This is a genomic window from Methylobacterium sp. B1 (genome assembly GCF_000333255.1).
Lineage (GTDB): Bacteria > Pseudomonadota > Alphaproteobacteria > Rhizobiales > Beijerinckiaceae > Methylobacterium > Methylobacterium fujisawaense.
The window spans coordinates 20,299-34,788 of record NZ_BACT01000223.1; the positions used below are offsets into that span (position 1 = coordinate 20,299).

Annotated in this window: 13 protein-coding genes and 2 pseudogenes; 11 read left to right on the forward strand and 4 right to left on the reverse strand. The window is 70.5% G+C overall.

Annotated elements, in window-relative coordinates; all coding sequences use genetic code 11:
* Positions 1-313: 313 nt before the first annotated feature.
* The 5 genes and pseudogenes from I53_RS05965 (at position 314) to denD (ending at position 5,884) form a co-directional block, all read left to right on the forward strand.
* Positions 314-1,636 carry an MFS transporter gene (locus I53_RS05965; protein ID WP_051044691.1) on the forward strand — a complete coding sequence of 441 codons (1,323 nt, stop codon included), beginning with the start codon at positions 314-316 and terminating at the stop codon, positions 1,634-1,636.
* Between the two features lie 100 nt (positions 1,637-1,736).
* Positions 1,737-2,657, forward strand: a pseudogene (gene ltnD / locus I53_RS05970) (L-threonate dehydrogenase); the annotation flags it as partial.
* Between the two features lie 167 nt (positions 2,658-2,824).
* Complete coding sequence (gene otnI, locus I53_RS05975) at positions 2,825-3,607, forward strand: 2-oxo-tetronate isomerase (protein WP_043347792.1); 783 nt, start codon at positions 2,825-2,827, stop codon at positions 3,605-3,607.
* Positions 3,604-4,878: a 3-oxo-tetronate kinase gene (gene otnK / locus I53_RS05980; RefSeq protein WP_043347794.1), complete on the forward strand. Its 1,275-nt coding sequence runs from the start codon at positions 3,604-3,606 to the stop codon at positions 4,876-4,878. Before otnI ends, otnK begins: the two co-directional genes overlap by 4 nt.
* A gap of 28 nt (positions 4,879-4,906) precedes the next feature.
* A complete protein-coding gene (gene denD / locus I53_RS05985) occupies positions 4,907-5,884 on the forward strand; it encodes a D-erythronate dehydrogenase (protein WP_043347797.1) in 978 nt (325 codons plus the stop codon).
* Between the two features lie 4 nt (positions 5,885-5,888).
* Here the strand turns inward: denD and I53_RS05990 are convergent, their stop codons facing one another.
* The gene (locus I53_RS05990) at positions 5,889-6,290 is read right to left on the reverse strand and encodes a type II toxin-antitoxin system VapC family toxin (protein ID WP_043347798.1); all 402 of its coding nucleotides are present in this window, start codon (positions 6,288-6,290) and stop codon (positions 5,889-5,891) included.
* 10 nt (positions 6,291-6,300) lie between these two features.
* Positions 6,301-6,528, reverse strand: coding sequence for a type II toxin-antitoxin system VapB family antitoxin (locus tag I53_RS31005; RefSeq protein ID WP_306307425.1), 228 nt, complete (start codon positions 6,526-6,528; stop codon positions 6,301-6,303).
* 83 nt (positions 6,529-6,611) lie between these two features.
* On the opposite strand from I53_RS31005, the gene recQ reads away from it, so the two are divergent.
* From recQ to grxD, 5 genes are all read left to right on the forward strand, one after another.
* Positions 6,612-8,453, forward strand: coding sequence for a DNA helicase RecQ (gene recQ / locus I53_RS05995; RefSeq protein ID WP_043347801.1), 1,842 nt, complete (start codon positions 6,612-6,614; stop codon positions 8,451-8,453).
* Between the two features lie 155 nt (positions 8,454-8,608).
* Positions 8,609-10,834, forward strand: coding sequence for a phosphoribosylformylglycinamidine synthase subunit PurL (purL, locus tag I53_RS06000; RefSeq protein WP_043347803.1), 2,226 nt, complete (start codon positions 8,609-8,611; stop codon positions 10,832-10,834).
* A 26-nt stretch (positions 10,835-10,860) separates the two neighbouring features.
* Positions 10,861-11,097, forward strand: coding sequence for a BolA family protein (locus tag I53_RS06005; protein ID WP_007568343.1), 237 nt, complete (start codon positions 10,861-10,863; stop codon positions 11,095-11,097).
* Between the two features lie 23 nt (positions 11,098-11,120).
* The gene (locus I53_RS31010; protein ID WP_083935986.1) at positions 11,121-11,624 is read left to right on the forward strand and encodes a DUF29 domain-containing protein; all 504 of its coding nucleotides are present in this window, start codon (positions 11,121-11,123) and stop codon (positions 11,622-11,624) included.
* Positions 11,625-11,670: 46 nt separating this feature from the next.
* Positions 11,671-12,009: a Grx4 family monothiol glutaredoxin gene (gene grxD / locus I53_RS06015; RefSeq protein ID WP_043347809.1), complete on the forward strand. Its 339-nt coding sequence runs from the start codon at positions 11,671-11,673 to the stop codon at positions 12,007-12,009.
* Between the two features lie 72 nt (positions 12,010-12,081).
* Here the strand turns inward: grxD and I53_RS06020 are convergent, their stop codons facing one another.
* Positions 12,082-12,738: a class I SAM-dependent methyltransferase gene (locus tag I53_RS06020; RefSeq protein WP_043347811.1), complete on the reverse strand. Its 657-nt coding sequence runs from the start codon at positions 12,736-12,738 to the stop codon at positions 12,082-12,084.
* 99 nt (positions 12,739-12,837) lie between these two features.
* On the opposite strand from I53_RS06020, the gene rlmN reads away from it, so the two are divergent.
* Positions 12,838-14,112 (forward strand): 23S rRNA (adenine(2503)-C(2))-methyltransferase RlmN, encoded by a 1,275-nt coding sequence (rlmN, locus tag I53_RS06025; RefSeq protein WP_043347814.1) that lies wholly within the window; start codon positions 12,838-12,840, stop codon positions 14,110-14,112.
* 181 nt (positions 14,113-14,293) lie between these two features.
* Here the strand turns inward: rlmN and I53_RS06030 are convergent.
* Positions 14,294-14,490 (reverse strand): annotated as a pseudogene (locus tag I53_RS06030) (mechanosensitive ion channel family protein); the annotation flags it as partial.

The window sequence follows — 14,490 nt, forward strand, 5'->3', positions numbered from 1 at the left end:
CATCGCCCATCCGCCCTCTCATCGCGGGATGCCCGCGCGACCGGGCCCCGAAGGAGAAGGTCTCCAGACGGCGCGGCGCTCCCTGGAGGGCTCCTTCGAGGCCTCCGCTGCGCTGCGCCACCGCGGGATGGGGGTGCAATTGGGAAGACCGTCCTCAGCGATCCGACCCCTGACATAGCGGCCTGCATTATGTCGCACAACCGGATTGGCAGCGCTGCCAAAAGGCGATATGGCACCGCCCCAGCGCCGCCCGACGAGCGGTGAAGACCATGATCCGCCCATCCGCGCGAGCGTATGGGCGAGGGAGAACGCCATGCCGGTCCAAGCCGCTCCGCTGGGGGGCGCCACCGCGCCCGCGGACGAAAAGTCCTTCGCCGACCACACCTACGCGAAGGTGTTCTGGCGCCTCGTGCCGTTCCTGATGCTCTGCTACGTGGTGGCGTATCTCGACCGGGTGAATGTCGGCTTCGCCAAGCTCCAGATGTCCCAGGAGCTGAAGTTCTCCGAGACGGTCTATGGCCTCGGTGCCGGAATCTTCTTCCTCGGCTACTTCCTGTTCGAGGTGCCCTCGAACGTGATCCTGCACCGGGTCGGCGCGCGGGTGTGGATCGCCCGGATCATGATCACCTGGGGAATCATCTCCGGCGCCTTCCTGTTCGTGAACTCCGAGTGGAGCTTCTACGGGATGCGCTTCCTGCTCGGGCTGGCCGAGGCCGGCTTCTATCCGGGCGTGATCCTCTACACGACGTCGTGGTTCCCGGCCCATCGCCGCGCCAAGGTGATCGCGGTGTTCATGGCGGCGATCCCGATCTCGGGGATCTTCGGCAACCCGCTCTCCGGCTGGATCATGGACGCGTTCAACGGCGCCCAGGGCCTGTCCGGCTGGCAGTGGATGTTCCTGATCGAGGCGGTGCCGGCGGTGCTCATCGGACTCGCCGTGTTCTTCTACCTCGACAACCGCCCGGCCGAGGCGAAGTGGCTGAGCGACGCCGAGAAGCAGCTCCTGGAGCGCGACATCGCCGCCGACAACCGGGGCAAGGAATCGAGCCCGCACTCCATCGCCACCGTGTTCCGCAACGGCCGCGTGTGGTTCATGAGCCTGATCTACTTCGCCTTCGTGACCGGGCAGTACGGCCTCACCTTCTGGATGCCCACGATCGTCAAGGCGTCGGGCGTGCAGGGCAATCTCAACATCGGCCTGATCAGCGCGATCCCGTTCCTGTGCGCGGCCATCGTGATGGTCCTGTTCGGGCTCAGCGCCGACCGGATGCGCGAGCGCCGCTGGCACCTGATCGTCCCGGCCCTGCTCGGCGCCGTCGGCTTCGTGGTCTCGGCGAGCGCGGGCTCGACCACCATCGCGGTGGCGGCCCTCTCGGTGGCGGCGGCCGGCGTGCTGACCTGCTCGCCCCTGTTCTGGTCGCTGCCCACGGCGTTCCTCAGCGGCGCCGGCGCGGCGGCCGGCATCGCCCTGATCAACTCGGTGGGCAATCTTGCCGGCTTCGTCAGCCCCTACGTGATCGGGGCGCTGCGCGACGCCACCGGCAGCACCGCCGCCGGCATGTACGCGCTCGCCGCGATGCTGGTGGTCGGCTCGGTCTGCGTGTTCGTCACGCCGGCCCGGATGGTCAACCGCTGAGGCTTCGAGCCGAGCGCGACACGGCCCCTCTCCCGGCGGGAGAGGGGCCTCGGGCCCCGCGCGGCGACGCAGGGGCGCCCTTCCCTTCAGGCAGGATCAGCCCGCGATGACCACAGACACCCCCACCCGCCGCGCCGCGGTGATCGGCCTGGGCTCCATGGGCTCCGGCATGGCCGGCTCGCTCCTGCGGGCGGGCTTCTCGGTTGCCGCTTGCGACGTGAACCCGGAGGCGGTGGCGCGCTTCGCGGCGGCCGGCGGCCGGGGCGCCGCGAATCCCGCGGAGGCGGCCCGGGATGCCGACGTGGTGGTGAGCGTGGTGGTCAACGCCGCCCAGACCGAGGCGGTGCTGTTCGGCGAGAACGGGGCTGCCGCCGCGATGCCGGAGGGCGCGGTGTTCGTCTCCTCCGCCACCATGGATCCGGCCGTCGCGCGCGCGCTCGCCGCCCGGCTGGAGGCCACCGGCCGCCACTATCTCGACGCCCCGATGAGCGGCGGCGCCGCTCGCGCGGCCGAGGGCGGCCTGACCTTCCTGGCCTCGGGCTCGGCGGATGCCTTCGCCAAGGCGCGGCCCGCCCTCGATGCCATGGCGGGCACGCTCTACGAGCTCGGCGACGCGGCCGGCCAGGGCGCGGCCTTCAAGATGATCAATCAGCTGCTGGCCGGGGTGCATATCGCCGCCGCCTGCGAGGCGATGGCCTTCGCGGCCAAGCAGGGCCTTGATCTCCGGCGCGTCTACGAGGTGATCACCAAGTCGGCCGGCAATTCCTGGATGTTCGAGAACCGGGTGCCCCACATCCTGGACGCGGATTACAGCCCGAAGAGCGCGGTCGATATCTTCGTCAAGGATCTCGGCATCGTGCAGGACATGGCCCGGGCGGAGAAGTACCCGGTCCCGGTTGCGGCCGCGGCGCTCCAGATGTTCCTGATGGCGTCCGGCGCCGGCATGGGCCGCGACGACGACGCCTCCGTGGCGCGGCTCTACGCGCAGGTCTCGGGGGCGAAGCTGCCGGGGACGGCCTGAGGAGGCCTGATCCCACCCGCTTCCTCATCCTGAGGTGCCCGCGCCAGCGGGCCGCCTTCGCGGCCTCCGCTGCGCTCCGGCACCTCAGGATGCGGGGATTGGGTTGGATCGTGGTCCGCTGAGCGGATCGTCGCGTTTCTAAGGATCGGGCAGGGAGTCCCAAAAGAATGCCGCGCTTTGCCGCCAACCTCAGCCTGATGTTCAATGAGGTGCCGTTCCTCGACCGGTTCGAGGCTGCGGCCCGCGCCGGGTTCGACGCCGTGGAGTTCCTGTTCCCCTACGAGCATCCGCCCGAGGCCATCGGCGCGCGGCTCCGGGCGAACGGCCTGACCCAGGCGCTGTTCAACCTGCCGCCGGGCGACTTCGCCGGGGGCGAGCGCGGGATCGCCGCCTTCCCCGAGCGGTTCGACGAGCTGAAGGCGGGTGTCGAGACGGCGCTCCGCTACGCCGAGGCGACCGGCGTGGGCCGGCTCCACCTCATGGCGGGCCTCGCCCCCTGGGACGATCCCAAGGCCGCCGAATCCTACCGCCGGGCCGTGACCTGGACGGCCGAGCGGCTCGCCCACGCCGGCCTCGACCTCGTCCTGGAGCCGATCAACGGCCGGAACATGCCGGGCTACTTCCTCAACGATTTCGGCCGCGCCGCGGACCTGATCCGTGAGCTGGCTTTGCCGAACCTGAAGCTGCAGTTCGACCTCTACCATTGCCAGATCCTGCACGGCGACGTGACCATGCGGCTGCGCGCCCTGATGCCGATCATCGGCCACGTCCAGACGGCGAGCGTGCCCGAGCGCCACGAGCCCGGTACCGGCGAGATGAACGACTTCTTCCTGTTCGACGAGCTGGACCGGCTCGGCTACCGCGGCTTCGTCGGCTGCGAGTACATCCCGGCCGCCGACACCGTCGCGGGCCTCGGCTGGCTCGCCGCCTACAAGGGGAGCGCCCGATGAGCCTCGCGCTGGGATGCGTCGCCGACGACTATACGGGCGCCTCGGACCTCGCCAACACCCTGACCAAGGCGGGCCTGCGCACGATCCAGACCATCGGGGTGCCTGAGGAAGGCCGCGCCCTGCCGGAGGCCGACGCGGTGGTGGTGGCGCTGAAAAGCCGCTCGATCCCGGCCGACCAGGCCGTGGCCCGCTCCCGCGAGGCGGAAGCCTGGCTGCGGGCCCGGGGCGCGGCCCACGTGATGTTCAAGGTCTGCTCGACCTTCGATTCGACGGATGCGGGCAATATCGGCCCGGTGATGGACGCCCTGCGGGCCGAGGCCGGCGCGGCCATCGCGCTCGTGACCCCGGCGTTCCCGGAGACGGGCCGGAGCGTCTACCAGGGCAACCTGTTCGTCGGATCCGTGCCGCTGAACGAGAGTCCCCTGAAGGACCATCCGCTCAACCCGATGCGCGACGCCAACCTCGTGCGCGTGCTGGGGCGCCAGAGCGCCAGCCCGGTCGGCTTGGTCGACACCGCCACGGTGGCCCGGGGTGCGGAGGCCGTGGCGGCCCGCCTCCAGGCCCTGGCGGCCGAGGGCAAGGGCGCCGCCATCGCGGACGCGATCTTCGACAGCGATCTCGAAACCCTCGGGCGGGCGATCATCGCCGAGAAATTCTCCGTGGGTGCGTCCGGCCTCGGGCTCGGGCTCGCCCGGGCGCTGGTGGCCGACGGGCGCGGCACGCAGGATGCCGCCGGGGCCGCCGTGGGCGAGCCGGTGGGCGGGGCCGCCGCCTGCCTCGCCGGCAGCTGCTCGCAGGCGACCCTCCAGCAGGTCGCCGCGGCGGAGAAGATCATGCCGGTGATGCGCCTCGACCCGGCCCGGCTGCTCGCCGGCGCCGACGTGGTGGCCGAGGCCCTGGCCTTCGCGGCGGAACGGCTCGCCGCAGGCCCGGTGCTGATCGCGTCGTCGGCGCCCCCCGAGGCGGTGCGCGCCCTCCAGGCCGAACACGGGGTCGACGCGGCCGGCCACGCCATCGAGGCGGCGCTGGCCGCCATCGCCGAGGGCCTCGTCGCCCGCGGCGTGCGCCGGCTCGTGGTCGCCGGCGGCGAAACCTCGGGGTCGGTGGTCGACCGGCTGGGCCTCACCGCCTTCCTGCTCGGGCCGGAGATCGCCGCGGGCGTGCCGGTGCTGCGGACCGCAGGGCGACCGGAGCCGATGCTGCTCGCCCTCAAATCCGGCAATTTCGGCGGCCCGGACTTCTTCGGCCGCGCCCTCGACATGATGGCCTGAGGCCGCATACTCCGACGAGAGGTTTCCCATGCACGCCCTGATTCTCGGTGCCGCCGGCATGATCGGCCGCCGCCTCGTGGACGCCCTGGTGAAGGACGGCCAGGTCGGCGGGCAGACGCTCAGCGCCCTCACCCTGCTCGACGTGGTTCCGCCCGCGGCGCCGGAAGGCTTCTCCGGCCCGGTGCGGGCCGAGGCCGCCGACCTGACGGCCCCGGGTGCCGCCGAGGCCGCCATCGCCGGGCGGCCGGGGGTGATCTTCCACCTCGCCGCGGTGGTCTCCGGCGAGGCCGAAGCCAACCTGGAACTCGGCTATCGGGTCAATCTCGACGGCACCCGCCTGCTCCTCGACGCGATCCGCGCGGCCAACGCGGCGGACGGCTACCGGCCGAAGCTCGTCTTCACCTCCTCCCTCGCGGTGTTCGGGCCGCCCTTCCCCAAGGTGATCCCGGACGACCACATCCTGCGCCCAGCCTCCTCGTACGGGGTGCAGAAGGCCATGGGCGAGCTGATGCTCGCCGACTACGCGCGCCGCGGCTTCCTCGACGGGATCGGTCTGCGCCTGCCGACCATCTGCGTGCGGCCGGGCAAGCCCAACAAGGCGGCCTCGGGCTTCTTCTCCGGCATCATCCGCGAGCCGCTGGCCGGCCAGGAGGCGATCCTGCCGGTGCCCGACACGGTGCGGCACTGGTTCGCCAGCCCCGCCGCGGCGGTCGGCTTCCTCGTCCACGCCGCCGGGCTCGACCTCGCGGCGATCGGGCCCCGGATCAGCCTGACCATGCCGGGCGTCTCCGCCATGGTCGCCGAGGAGATCGAAGCCCTGCGCCGCGCGGCGGGCGACAAGGCCGTGGCGCTGATCCGGCGCGCGCCGGACGCGACCATCGCGCGGATCGTCGGCTCCTGGCCGGAGGCCTTCGAGCCGGAGGCGGCCCTGGCTCTGGGCTTCCAGGCGGATGAATCCTTCGACGCGATCGTGGCCCAGCACGTGGCCGAGTTCCACGGCGGCTGACGCGTCAGGCCAGGGCGGAGCGGATGTCGGTCTGCGGAAAGGCGTCGCCGACGTAGAGCAGCGGCACGCCGTGCATCTGCGCGCAGGCACAGGCGAAGCAGTCGCCGAGGTTCAGGCGCGCCGGGTGGCGGCCCTTGCCGTGGCGGGCGTGGGCCGCGAGGGCGAGGCGCGTCTCCGCTTCGGCGATCGGGACCCGCGTGACGCCTGTGGCGGCCAGAAAATCGTCCACGATCTCTTCGGCGACTTCGGGCGGGACGGCCTGGAGCCGGGTGATGGCGAGCACCGCCTCATACACGGCAACGCCGCTCGTGAGCCGCACGGGACTGTCGCGCAACCGATCCATCAGCGCAGAATGTCCCGGCTCGCCGGCGACGATCGCCATGCTGGCGGACGCGTCGACGAACATCACGCGTCGTTCAGGCTGTCGTAGAAGGCCTTATCCGCCTTGGGCCCGTCGACGGGTTGGATGCCAACCTGTCCTGGATCGGCTTGACCGGCTCCAGGAAAGTCTCGCGCTCCGCGTTCTGCCGCGCCAGTCCGTTCTTGAGCGCGGGTCGCACCGCCTCGGTCTTGCTCACGCCCGTCCGCGATGCCAGCTTCTCGGCGCGCTGATTCACCTCTTCGCTGCGGATGTTGAGCGGCATGGCAGCCCCCGTGTAGACGCACGGAGGCCAGTGTCTACACACCCCTGCCGCAAGGGCGGCCAGAACCCCGATCAAGGATCCCGATGACCCGCCTCGACGAGGCCCGCGCCGCGCTCAAGAAGACCTTCGGCTACGAGGATTTCCGGCCCGGGCAGGACGAGGTGATCGGCGCGGTGCTGGACGGCGCCGACGTGTTCGCCGTGATGCCCACCGGCTCCGGCAAGTCGATGACCTACCAGCTCCCCGCCCTGGTCGAGCCCGGTCTGACCGTCGTGGTCTCGCCGCTGATCGCGCTGATGCACGATCAGGTGCAGCAGATGAAGAGCGTCGGCATCGAGGCCGCCACCCTCAACTCGACGGTGGCGGAGACGGAGTCCCGCGAGACCTGGCGGTCCCTGCGCTCGGGCGACCTCCGTCTCCTGTTCGTGTCCCCCGAGCGCCTGCTGATGGAGGGCTGCATCGAGGCCCTGCGCGGGGCCGGGGTCCGGCGGCTCGCGGTGGACGAGGCGCATTGCGTCTCGCAATGGGGCCACGATTTCCGGCCCGAGTACCGGGAGATCGCCCGGGCCCGGGTGGCGCTGGGCAACATCCAGACCCTGGCGCTCACCGCCACCGCCGATGCCGCGACCCGCGCGGAGATCGCCGAGCGGCTGTTCCCGCAGGACCGGCCCCCGAAGATCTTCGTCCACTCCTTCGACCGGCCGAACATCCGGCTGACCTTCCAGCCCAAGGACAACCCGGCCCGGCAGATCGAGCGGTTCCTGAAGCATCGGCGGGCGGAGAGCGGGATCATCTACTGCTCGTCGCGCAAGCGCGTCGAGCAACTGGCCGAGACCCTCAAGAAGGACGGGTTCGACGCCCTGCCCTACCATGCCGGCCTCGACCAGGGCACGCGCATGCGCAACCAGGACCGGTTCCTGCAGGAGGACGGGGTGGTGATGACCGCCACCATCGCCTTCGGCATGGGCATCAACAAGCCCGACGTGCGCTTCGTCTGCCACGCCGACATGCCCAACAACGTCGAGGGCTACTACCAGGAGATCGGCCGCGCCGGCCGCGACGGGCTGCCCGCCGACACGCTGACCCTCTACGGCCTCGACGACATGGCGCTGCGCCGCCGCCAGATCGACGAGAAGGAGATCTCCGACGAGCGCCGCCGGGTCGAGCGGCGCAAGCTCGAGGCGATGATCACCCTGTGCGAGGGCGCCACCTGCCGCCGCCAGTCGCTGCTCGCCTATTTCGGCGAGGCGAGCGGCCCTTGCGGCCGCTGCGACCTGTGCCGCGGCGGCGTCACCCTCGTGGACGGGACGGTCTCGGCGCAGAAGATCCTCTCGGCCGTCGTGCGCACCGGCCAGCGCTTCGGCGCGGCCTATATCTGCGACGTGGTCCACGGGAAGGAGAGCGAGCAGATCCGCCGCAACGGCCACGCGAGCCTCAAGACCTTCGGGGTCGGCGCCGACAAGCCGGTGGCCGCGTGGCGGGCGATCCTGCGCCAGCTCTTCGCGGCCGGGGCGATCGCCGAGAACGCCGACGGCTTCGGCGGCCTGTCCATGACCGAGAAGGGCGAGGCAATCCTGTTCGGCCGGGAGCCGGTCCAGCTCCGCCCGGATCCGGAGCCGAAGGCCGAATCCCGCGAGCGACGCCGGCCTGCATCCCGCGAGGACGGCGAGATCGCCCTCTCGGAGGCCGACGAGGCGCTGTTCCAGCACCTGCGCGGCCTGCGCGCCACGCTGGCCCGGGCCGAGGGCATCGCGGCCTTCATGGTCTTCCCCGATCGAACGCTGATCGAGATGGCCCGCCAGAAGCCCGTCGACCTCTGGGCTCTACGCACGGTCCACGGGGTCGGCGAGCGCAAGCGCGAGGCCTACGGCGACAAGTTCGTGGCGGCGATCGCCGATTTCCTGGCCCATCCGCCGGCGGCGTGACCGGGCTTCATCCACGGTGGCGTCAGACGGCGTATTGCAACGCGGTGGGAGAACGCACTAATCCGTCACCGTCGCCGCACGCTGCCCGGTTCGGGTCGCTTATCGGGTCGGGGGTCCTGTCGGGGCTCCCGGACCGCCCTCGTCGAGGCTGCCCCATGTTCCGCAACGACGTTCCGATCACCCCCGAGCTCGTGGCCCAGCACGGCCTGACGCCGGACGAGTACGAGCGCTTTCGCGGCCTGATCGGGCGCGACCCGACGCTGACCGAACTCGGCATCGTCTCGGCCATGTGGAACGAGCACTGTTCCTACAAGTCCTCCCGCAAGCACCTGCGCGGGCTGCCGACCTCGGCGCCGTGGGTGATCCAGGGACCGGGCGAGAACGCCGGCGTGATCGACATCGGCGACGGGCTCGCCTGCGTGTTCAAGATGGAGAGCCACAACCACCCGAGCTACATCGAGCCCTATCAGGGCGCGGCGACCGGTGTCGGCGGCATCCTGCGCGACGTGTTCACCATGGGCGCTCGGCCGATCGCGGCGCTCAACGCCCTGCGCTTCGGCTCCCCCGACCATCCGCGCACCCGCAGCCTCGTCTCCGGCGTGGTCGCGGGCGTGGGCGGCTACGGCAACTCCTTCGGCGTGCCCACCGTCGGCGGTCTGACCGGTTTCCACAAGCGCTACGACGGCAACATCCTGGTCAACGCCATGGCGGTGGGGCTCGCCCGCACCGACGGGATCTTCTACGCGGCCGCCGCCGGAATCGGGAACCCGATCGTCTATCTCGGCTCCAAGACCGGCCGCGACGGCATCCACGGCGCCACCATGGCCTCGGCCGAGTTCGACGAGGCCTCCGAGTCGAAGCGTCCGACCGTGCAGGTCGGCGATCCCTTCGCCGAGAAGCTGCTGCTCGAAGCCTGCCTGGAGCTGATGGCCTCGGGGGCGGTGATCGCCATCCAGGACATGGGCGCCGCCGGCCTCACCTGCTCGGCCGTTGAGATGGGCGCCAAGGGCGACCTCGGCGTCGAACTCGACATCGACAAGGTGCCGGCCCGCGAAGAGGGTATGACCCCCTACGAGATGATGCTCTCCGAGAGCCAGGAGCGCATGCTCATGGTGCTCAAGCCCGGCATGGAGGCGGAGGCGGAAGCCATCTTCGTGAAGTGGGGGCTCGACTTCGCGGTGATCGGCCGGACCACCGACACGCTGCGCTTCGTGATCAAGTGGCACGGGGAGACCGTGGCCGACCTGCCGATCAAGGAGCTCGGCGACGAGGCGCCGCTCTACGACCGGCCGCACCTGTCCAACACGCACCTGCCGGTGCTCGCGGCCTCCGAGGTTCCGGCCCCGGCCTCGCTCACCGACGCGCTCAAGCGCCTCGTCGGCTCCCCGGACCTCTCGTCCAAGCGCTGGGTCTTCGAGCAGTACGACCACTTCATCCTGGGCAACACCGTCCAGAAGCCCGGCGGCGACGCCGCCATCGTGCGGGTCGAGGACGGGCCGAAGGGGCTGGCGCTCACCTGCGACGTCACCCCGCGCTATTGCGAGGCCGACCCGGTCGAGGGCGGCCGGCAGGCCGTGGCCGAGGCGTGGCGCAACATCACGGCGGTCGGGGCCAAGCCGCTCGCCATCACCGACAACCTGAACTTCGGCAATCCCGAGAAGCCCGAGGTGATGGGCCAGCTCGTCGGCTGCCTGCAGGGCATCGGCGAGGCCTGCCGGGCGCTGGACTTCCCGGTCGTGTCCGGCAACGTCTCGCTCTACAACGAGACCAACGGCGTCGGCATCCTGCCGACCCCGACCATCGGCGGCGTCGGCGTGCTCGACGACGTGGCGCGCCACGCCACCATCGCCCTCAAGCGCGAGGGCGACGTGCTGGTGCTGATCGGCTCCGGCGAGGGCTGGCTTGGCCAATCCGCCTACCTGTCGGTGATCGAGGGCCGCGAGGAGGGCGCGCCGCCGCCGGTGGATCTCGCCCTGGAGCGCCGCAACGGCGACTTCGTCCGCACCCTGATCCAGTCGGGCGCCGTCGACACGGTCCACGACCTTTCCGACGGTGGCCTCGCGGTCGCCCTCGCCGAGATGGCGATGGCCGGCGGCATCGGCGCTGCTCTGCCCGAGGTGCCGGTGGATCTCGCCCCCCACGCCTACCTGTTCGGCGAGGACCAGGGCCGCTACCTGCTGGCGATCGATCCGGAAGCTGCCAGCGACCTCCTCTACAGCGCCTCGGCGCAGGGGATCGACGCGGCGGTGGTCGGCGTCACCGGCTCCGACCGTTTGACCCTGCCGGGCGGCGAGACCATATCGCTGGCCGACCTGTCCACGGCGCACGAGGGCTGGCTGCCCGCCTACATGGCGAGCCAGCCGGCCGCTCCCGCCGCCTGAACCCCCTTACGCCCAGGAGTTTGCCGATGCCGATGGATGCGGGCGAGATCGAGCGCATGATCCGCGAAGCGTTGCCGGACGCGCAGGTGGAGATCCGCGACCTCGCGGGCGATGGCGACCACTACGCCGCCACCGTCCTGTCGGCGGCCTTCAAGGGCAAGACACGGGTGGCGCAGCACCAGATGGTCTACGGCGCCCTTCAGGGCCGGATGGGCGGCGTCCTCCACGCCCTTGCGCTGACCACGGGTGTCCCGCAGGATTAGGCGTTCTCGCGGTAGCTCTCCCGATGGATCGACCGAGTCTCTACGATGACGACATCGTGACCTGGGCCGAGGAGCAGGCTGCGGCTCTGCGCGCGCTCGGAGCCCGCAGCGACCTGTCGAATGCGGTTGACTGGGAGAATGTCGCCGAGGAGATCGAGAGCGTAGGACGGTCTCAACTTCGAGCCGTTGAGGGTTTGCTGGTCCAGGCTCTCGCCCATATGCTGAAGCGCCTATCGGCGCCGGATCTGCCCGTCACCCGCCCCTGGCGTGAGGAGACGCTGACGTTCCAAATCGCCGCGCGCAACAGGTTCGAGCGATCGATGCGGCAGCGTTTGGATTGGGACCGGATCTGGAAATCCGCACGCGAAACCGCCAACTTGGGTCTTACGCCATACGGTGATGGCCTTCTGCCCAACCTGCCGGATAGCTGTCCGGTTGATCCGGACGAGCTTCTTTCGGCACGCTTTGATATGGACGCGATACTGCTGCAAATCGCGGAATCAAGGAAGCATACGCCAAGCTTATAAGCTTGCTGCACGATAAACCGTCACAGGACGAACGAGGACTAACGCGATGACCGACGCCAACACGACCATCCAGAACGAGATCGCCTCCCAGGACGTGGTGGTGTTCATGAAGGGCACGCCGCAGATGCCGCAATGCGGCTTCTCGGGACAGGTGGTGCAGATCCTCAACTACCTCGGCGTGCCGTTCAAGGGCGTGAACGTGCTGGCCGACCAGGGCATCCGCGAGGGCATCAAGGCCTTCTCGAACTGGCCGACCATCCCGCAGATCTACGTGAAGGGCGAGTTCGTCGGCGGCTGCGACATCACCCGCGAGATGTTCCAGTCGGGCGAGCTGCAGACCTTCCTGGCCGAGAAGGGTGTGCCGGTGAAGACCGCAGCCGCCTGATTTTTTGGGACTGGCCGAACGGATCAGGGCGCCTGCGGGCGCCCTTTTTCGTGTGCGCGGACGGTGGCCGGGTCAGCGGGGCTCCCGCGCCACGAACAGGGCGACGCAGCCGACGACCGTGATCTCCACCGACCGGAACCGCTGAGCGAGGGCCGCGCGCAGGGCAGGCAGCGTGTCGGCGCCGTTCGAGAACACCCCTTTTCGGTTGTAGACTCGCATCAGCGCGCGCGCCGCAGCCGTGGTCGGGACGCCCCCCGACAGGATCGTGGCGCCGAACACCACCCCGTCGTCCCGCAGGCACGGCCGCACCGTGTCGAAGGCCTTCGCCTTGGCGGCGATGTCGCCCGGCAGGCAGTGGAGCAGGTAGGTCATCCCGATCGAGTCGAACGGCGCGATGCCGGTGGCCGGGGCGCCGAGCACGTCGACCCGGTAGGTCTCGGGCCGGTAGCGCGCGATCCGGTCGGCCGCGAAGGCGAGGCTGTCGGCGTTGAGGTCCATCAGGCCGATGCGCGGCGCAGGCGCGGGGAAGCGGCAGCGGTCGAGATACCAGCCGGTCCCGACCCCGACGTCGCAATGCGCCAAGCCCGCGTGCCGGTCGTAGAGATCCAGGATCCGCGCCGTGGGGCAGCGCCAGATCAGCGGGTTCGACAGGCGCAGCACGACGAGGTCGTAGATCTGCAGCGTCCGCGGATTGTAGATCGCCTGCCCGGCCTGCGTGTCGGTCGTCATGGCTCTCCGTGGGGTCAGCCGTCGCCAGCGCGCATTCGCATTCGCCGGCGCGATCGCCTATATCAGACCCTTTCCAATCGTATGGATTGTTTGAACGCCATGGCGACGCCGTCGCTCGACAGCGCCCGCGCGGCCGATGCCGCGATCGAGAAGGCGCCCGATCTCCTCCCCGAGGCGCTGCCCGGCCGCCGCCCATCGCTGGTCGGCCTGACCCGCGACGCCCTCAAGGCGCAGCTCGTCGGCATGGGCGTGCCCGAGCGCGAGAGCCGGATGCGCGCCGGCCAGGTCTGGCACTGGGTCAATTTCCGCGGAGCGTCCGACTTCGCCGAGATGACCAATGTCGGCAAGGCCTTGAAGGCGCAGCTCGCCGAGCACTTCACCCTGGAGCGGCCCGAGGTGGCCAGCCGGCAGGTCTCCCGGGACGGCACCCGCAAATGGCTGCTCCGCATGGCGCCGACCAACCGGCAGGAGCACAATCGCGGCGCCGAGATCGAGTGCGTCTACATTCCCGGCCCGGACCGGGGCACGCTCTGCGTGTCCTCCCAGGTCGGCTGCACCCTGACCTGCTCGTTCTGCCACACCGGCACGCAGCGCCTCGTGCGCAACCTCTCGGCCGCCGAGATCGTGCAGCAGCTCGTCACCGCCCGGGACGAGCTCGGCGACTGGCCCGGCCAGATGCCGAGCCGCGACGCCGGCGGCTCCGGCGAGGTCGGCCGGCTCGTGACCAACATCGTGTTCATGGGCATGGGCGAGCCCCTCTACAATCTCGACGCCGTGGTGGACGCGGTGGGGGTGATGTCGGACCAGGAGGGGCTCGGCCTGTCCCGGCGGCGCATCACGGTCTCGACCTCGGGGGTCGTGCCGCAGATCCCGCGCCTCGGCGAGCAGGCCAACGCCATGCTGGCGATCTCGCTCCACGCCGTGCGCGACGACCTGCGCGACGAGCTGGTGCCGCTCAACCGGAAATACCCGATCGCCGAGCTGCTCGCCGCCTGCCGGGCCTATCCGGGCCTGAGCAACGCCCGCCGGATCACCTTCGAGTACGTGATGCTGAAGGGCGTCAACGATTCGGACGCGGACGCGCGGGAGCTGGTCCGCCTGCTCAAGGGCATCCCGGCCAAGATCAACCTGATCCCGTTCAATCCCTGGCCGGGCAGCCGCTACGAATGCTCCGACTGGGACCGGATCGAGCGCTTCTCCGAGATCGTGTTCAACGCCGGCTACGCCTCGCCGGTGCGCACGCCCCGGGGCCGGGACATCCTGGCGGCCTGCGGCCAGCTCAAGAGCGAGACCGAGAAGCTGCGCGCCCGCGCCCGGCTGATGCAGGAGGAGGGCATCGGCGTGGAGAGTTTTTACGCCGGCGCCGACGACTGAGCGACGGTCCATCGGAAGACATCCGACCCGCGCCCTTATCCTGAGGTGCGGCGAAGCCGCCTCGAAGGAGCCCTCCAGAAGCCGCTGCGATTCCTGGAGCCCTCCTTCGAGTCCTCCGTTGCGCTTCGGCACCTCAGGATGAGGGCGTGGCTGGGAATCCCGCAACACTGAACGCAGTGCCTCACGCCGCGAACCGCCGCGCCTCCGCCCGGCGCAGGGCCGGCTCCTCGGCGCCGACCCATTCCGTCCGGTGCCGCGGCAGGGCCTCCGGGTGCTCGGCCTGGAGCCACGTGATCATCGCTTCGCGGACCACGCAGCGCAGGTCCCAGGCCTGGGGCGCGTTGCGGGCGCTCACCAGCATCCGGATCTCGATCGTCG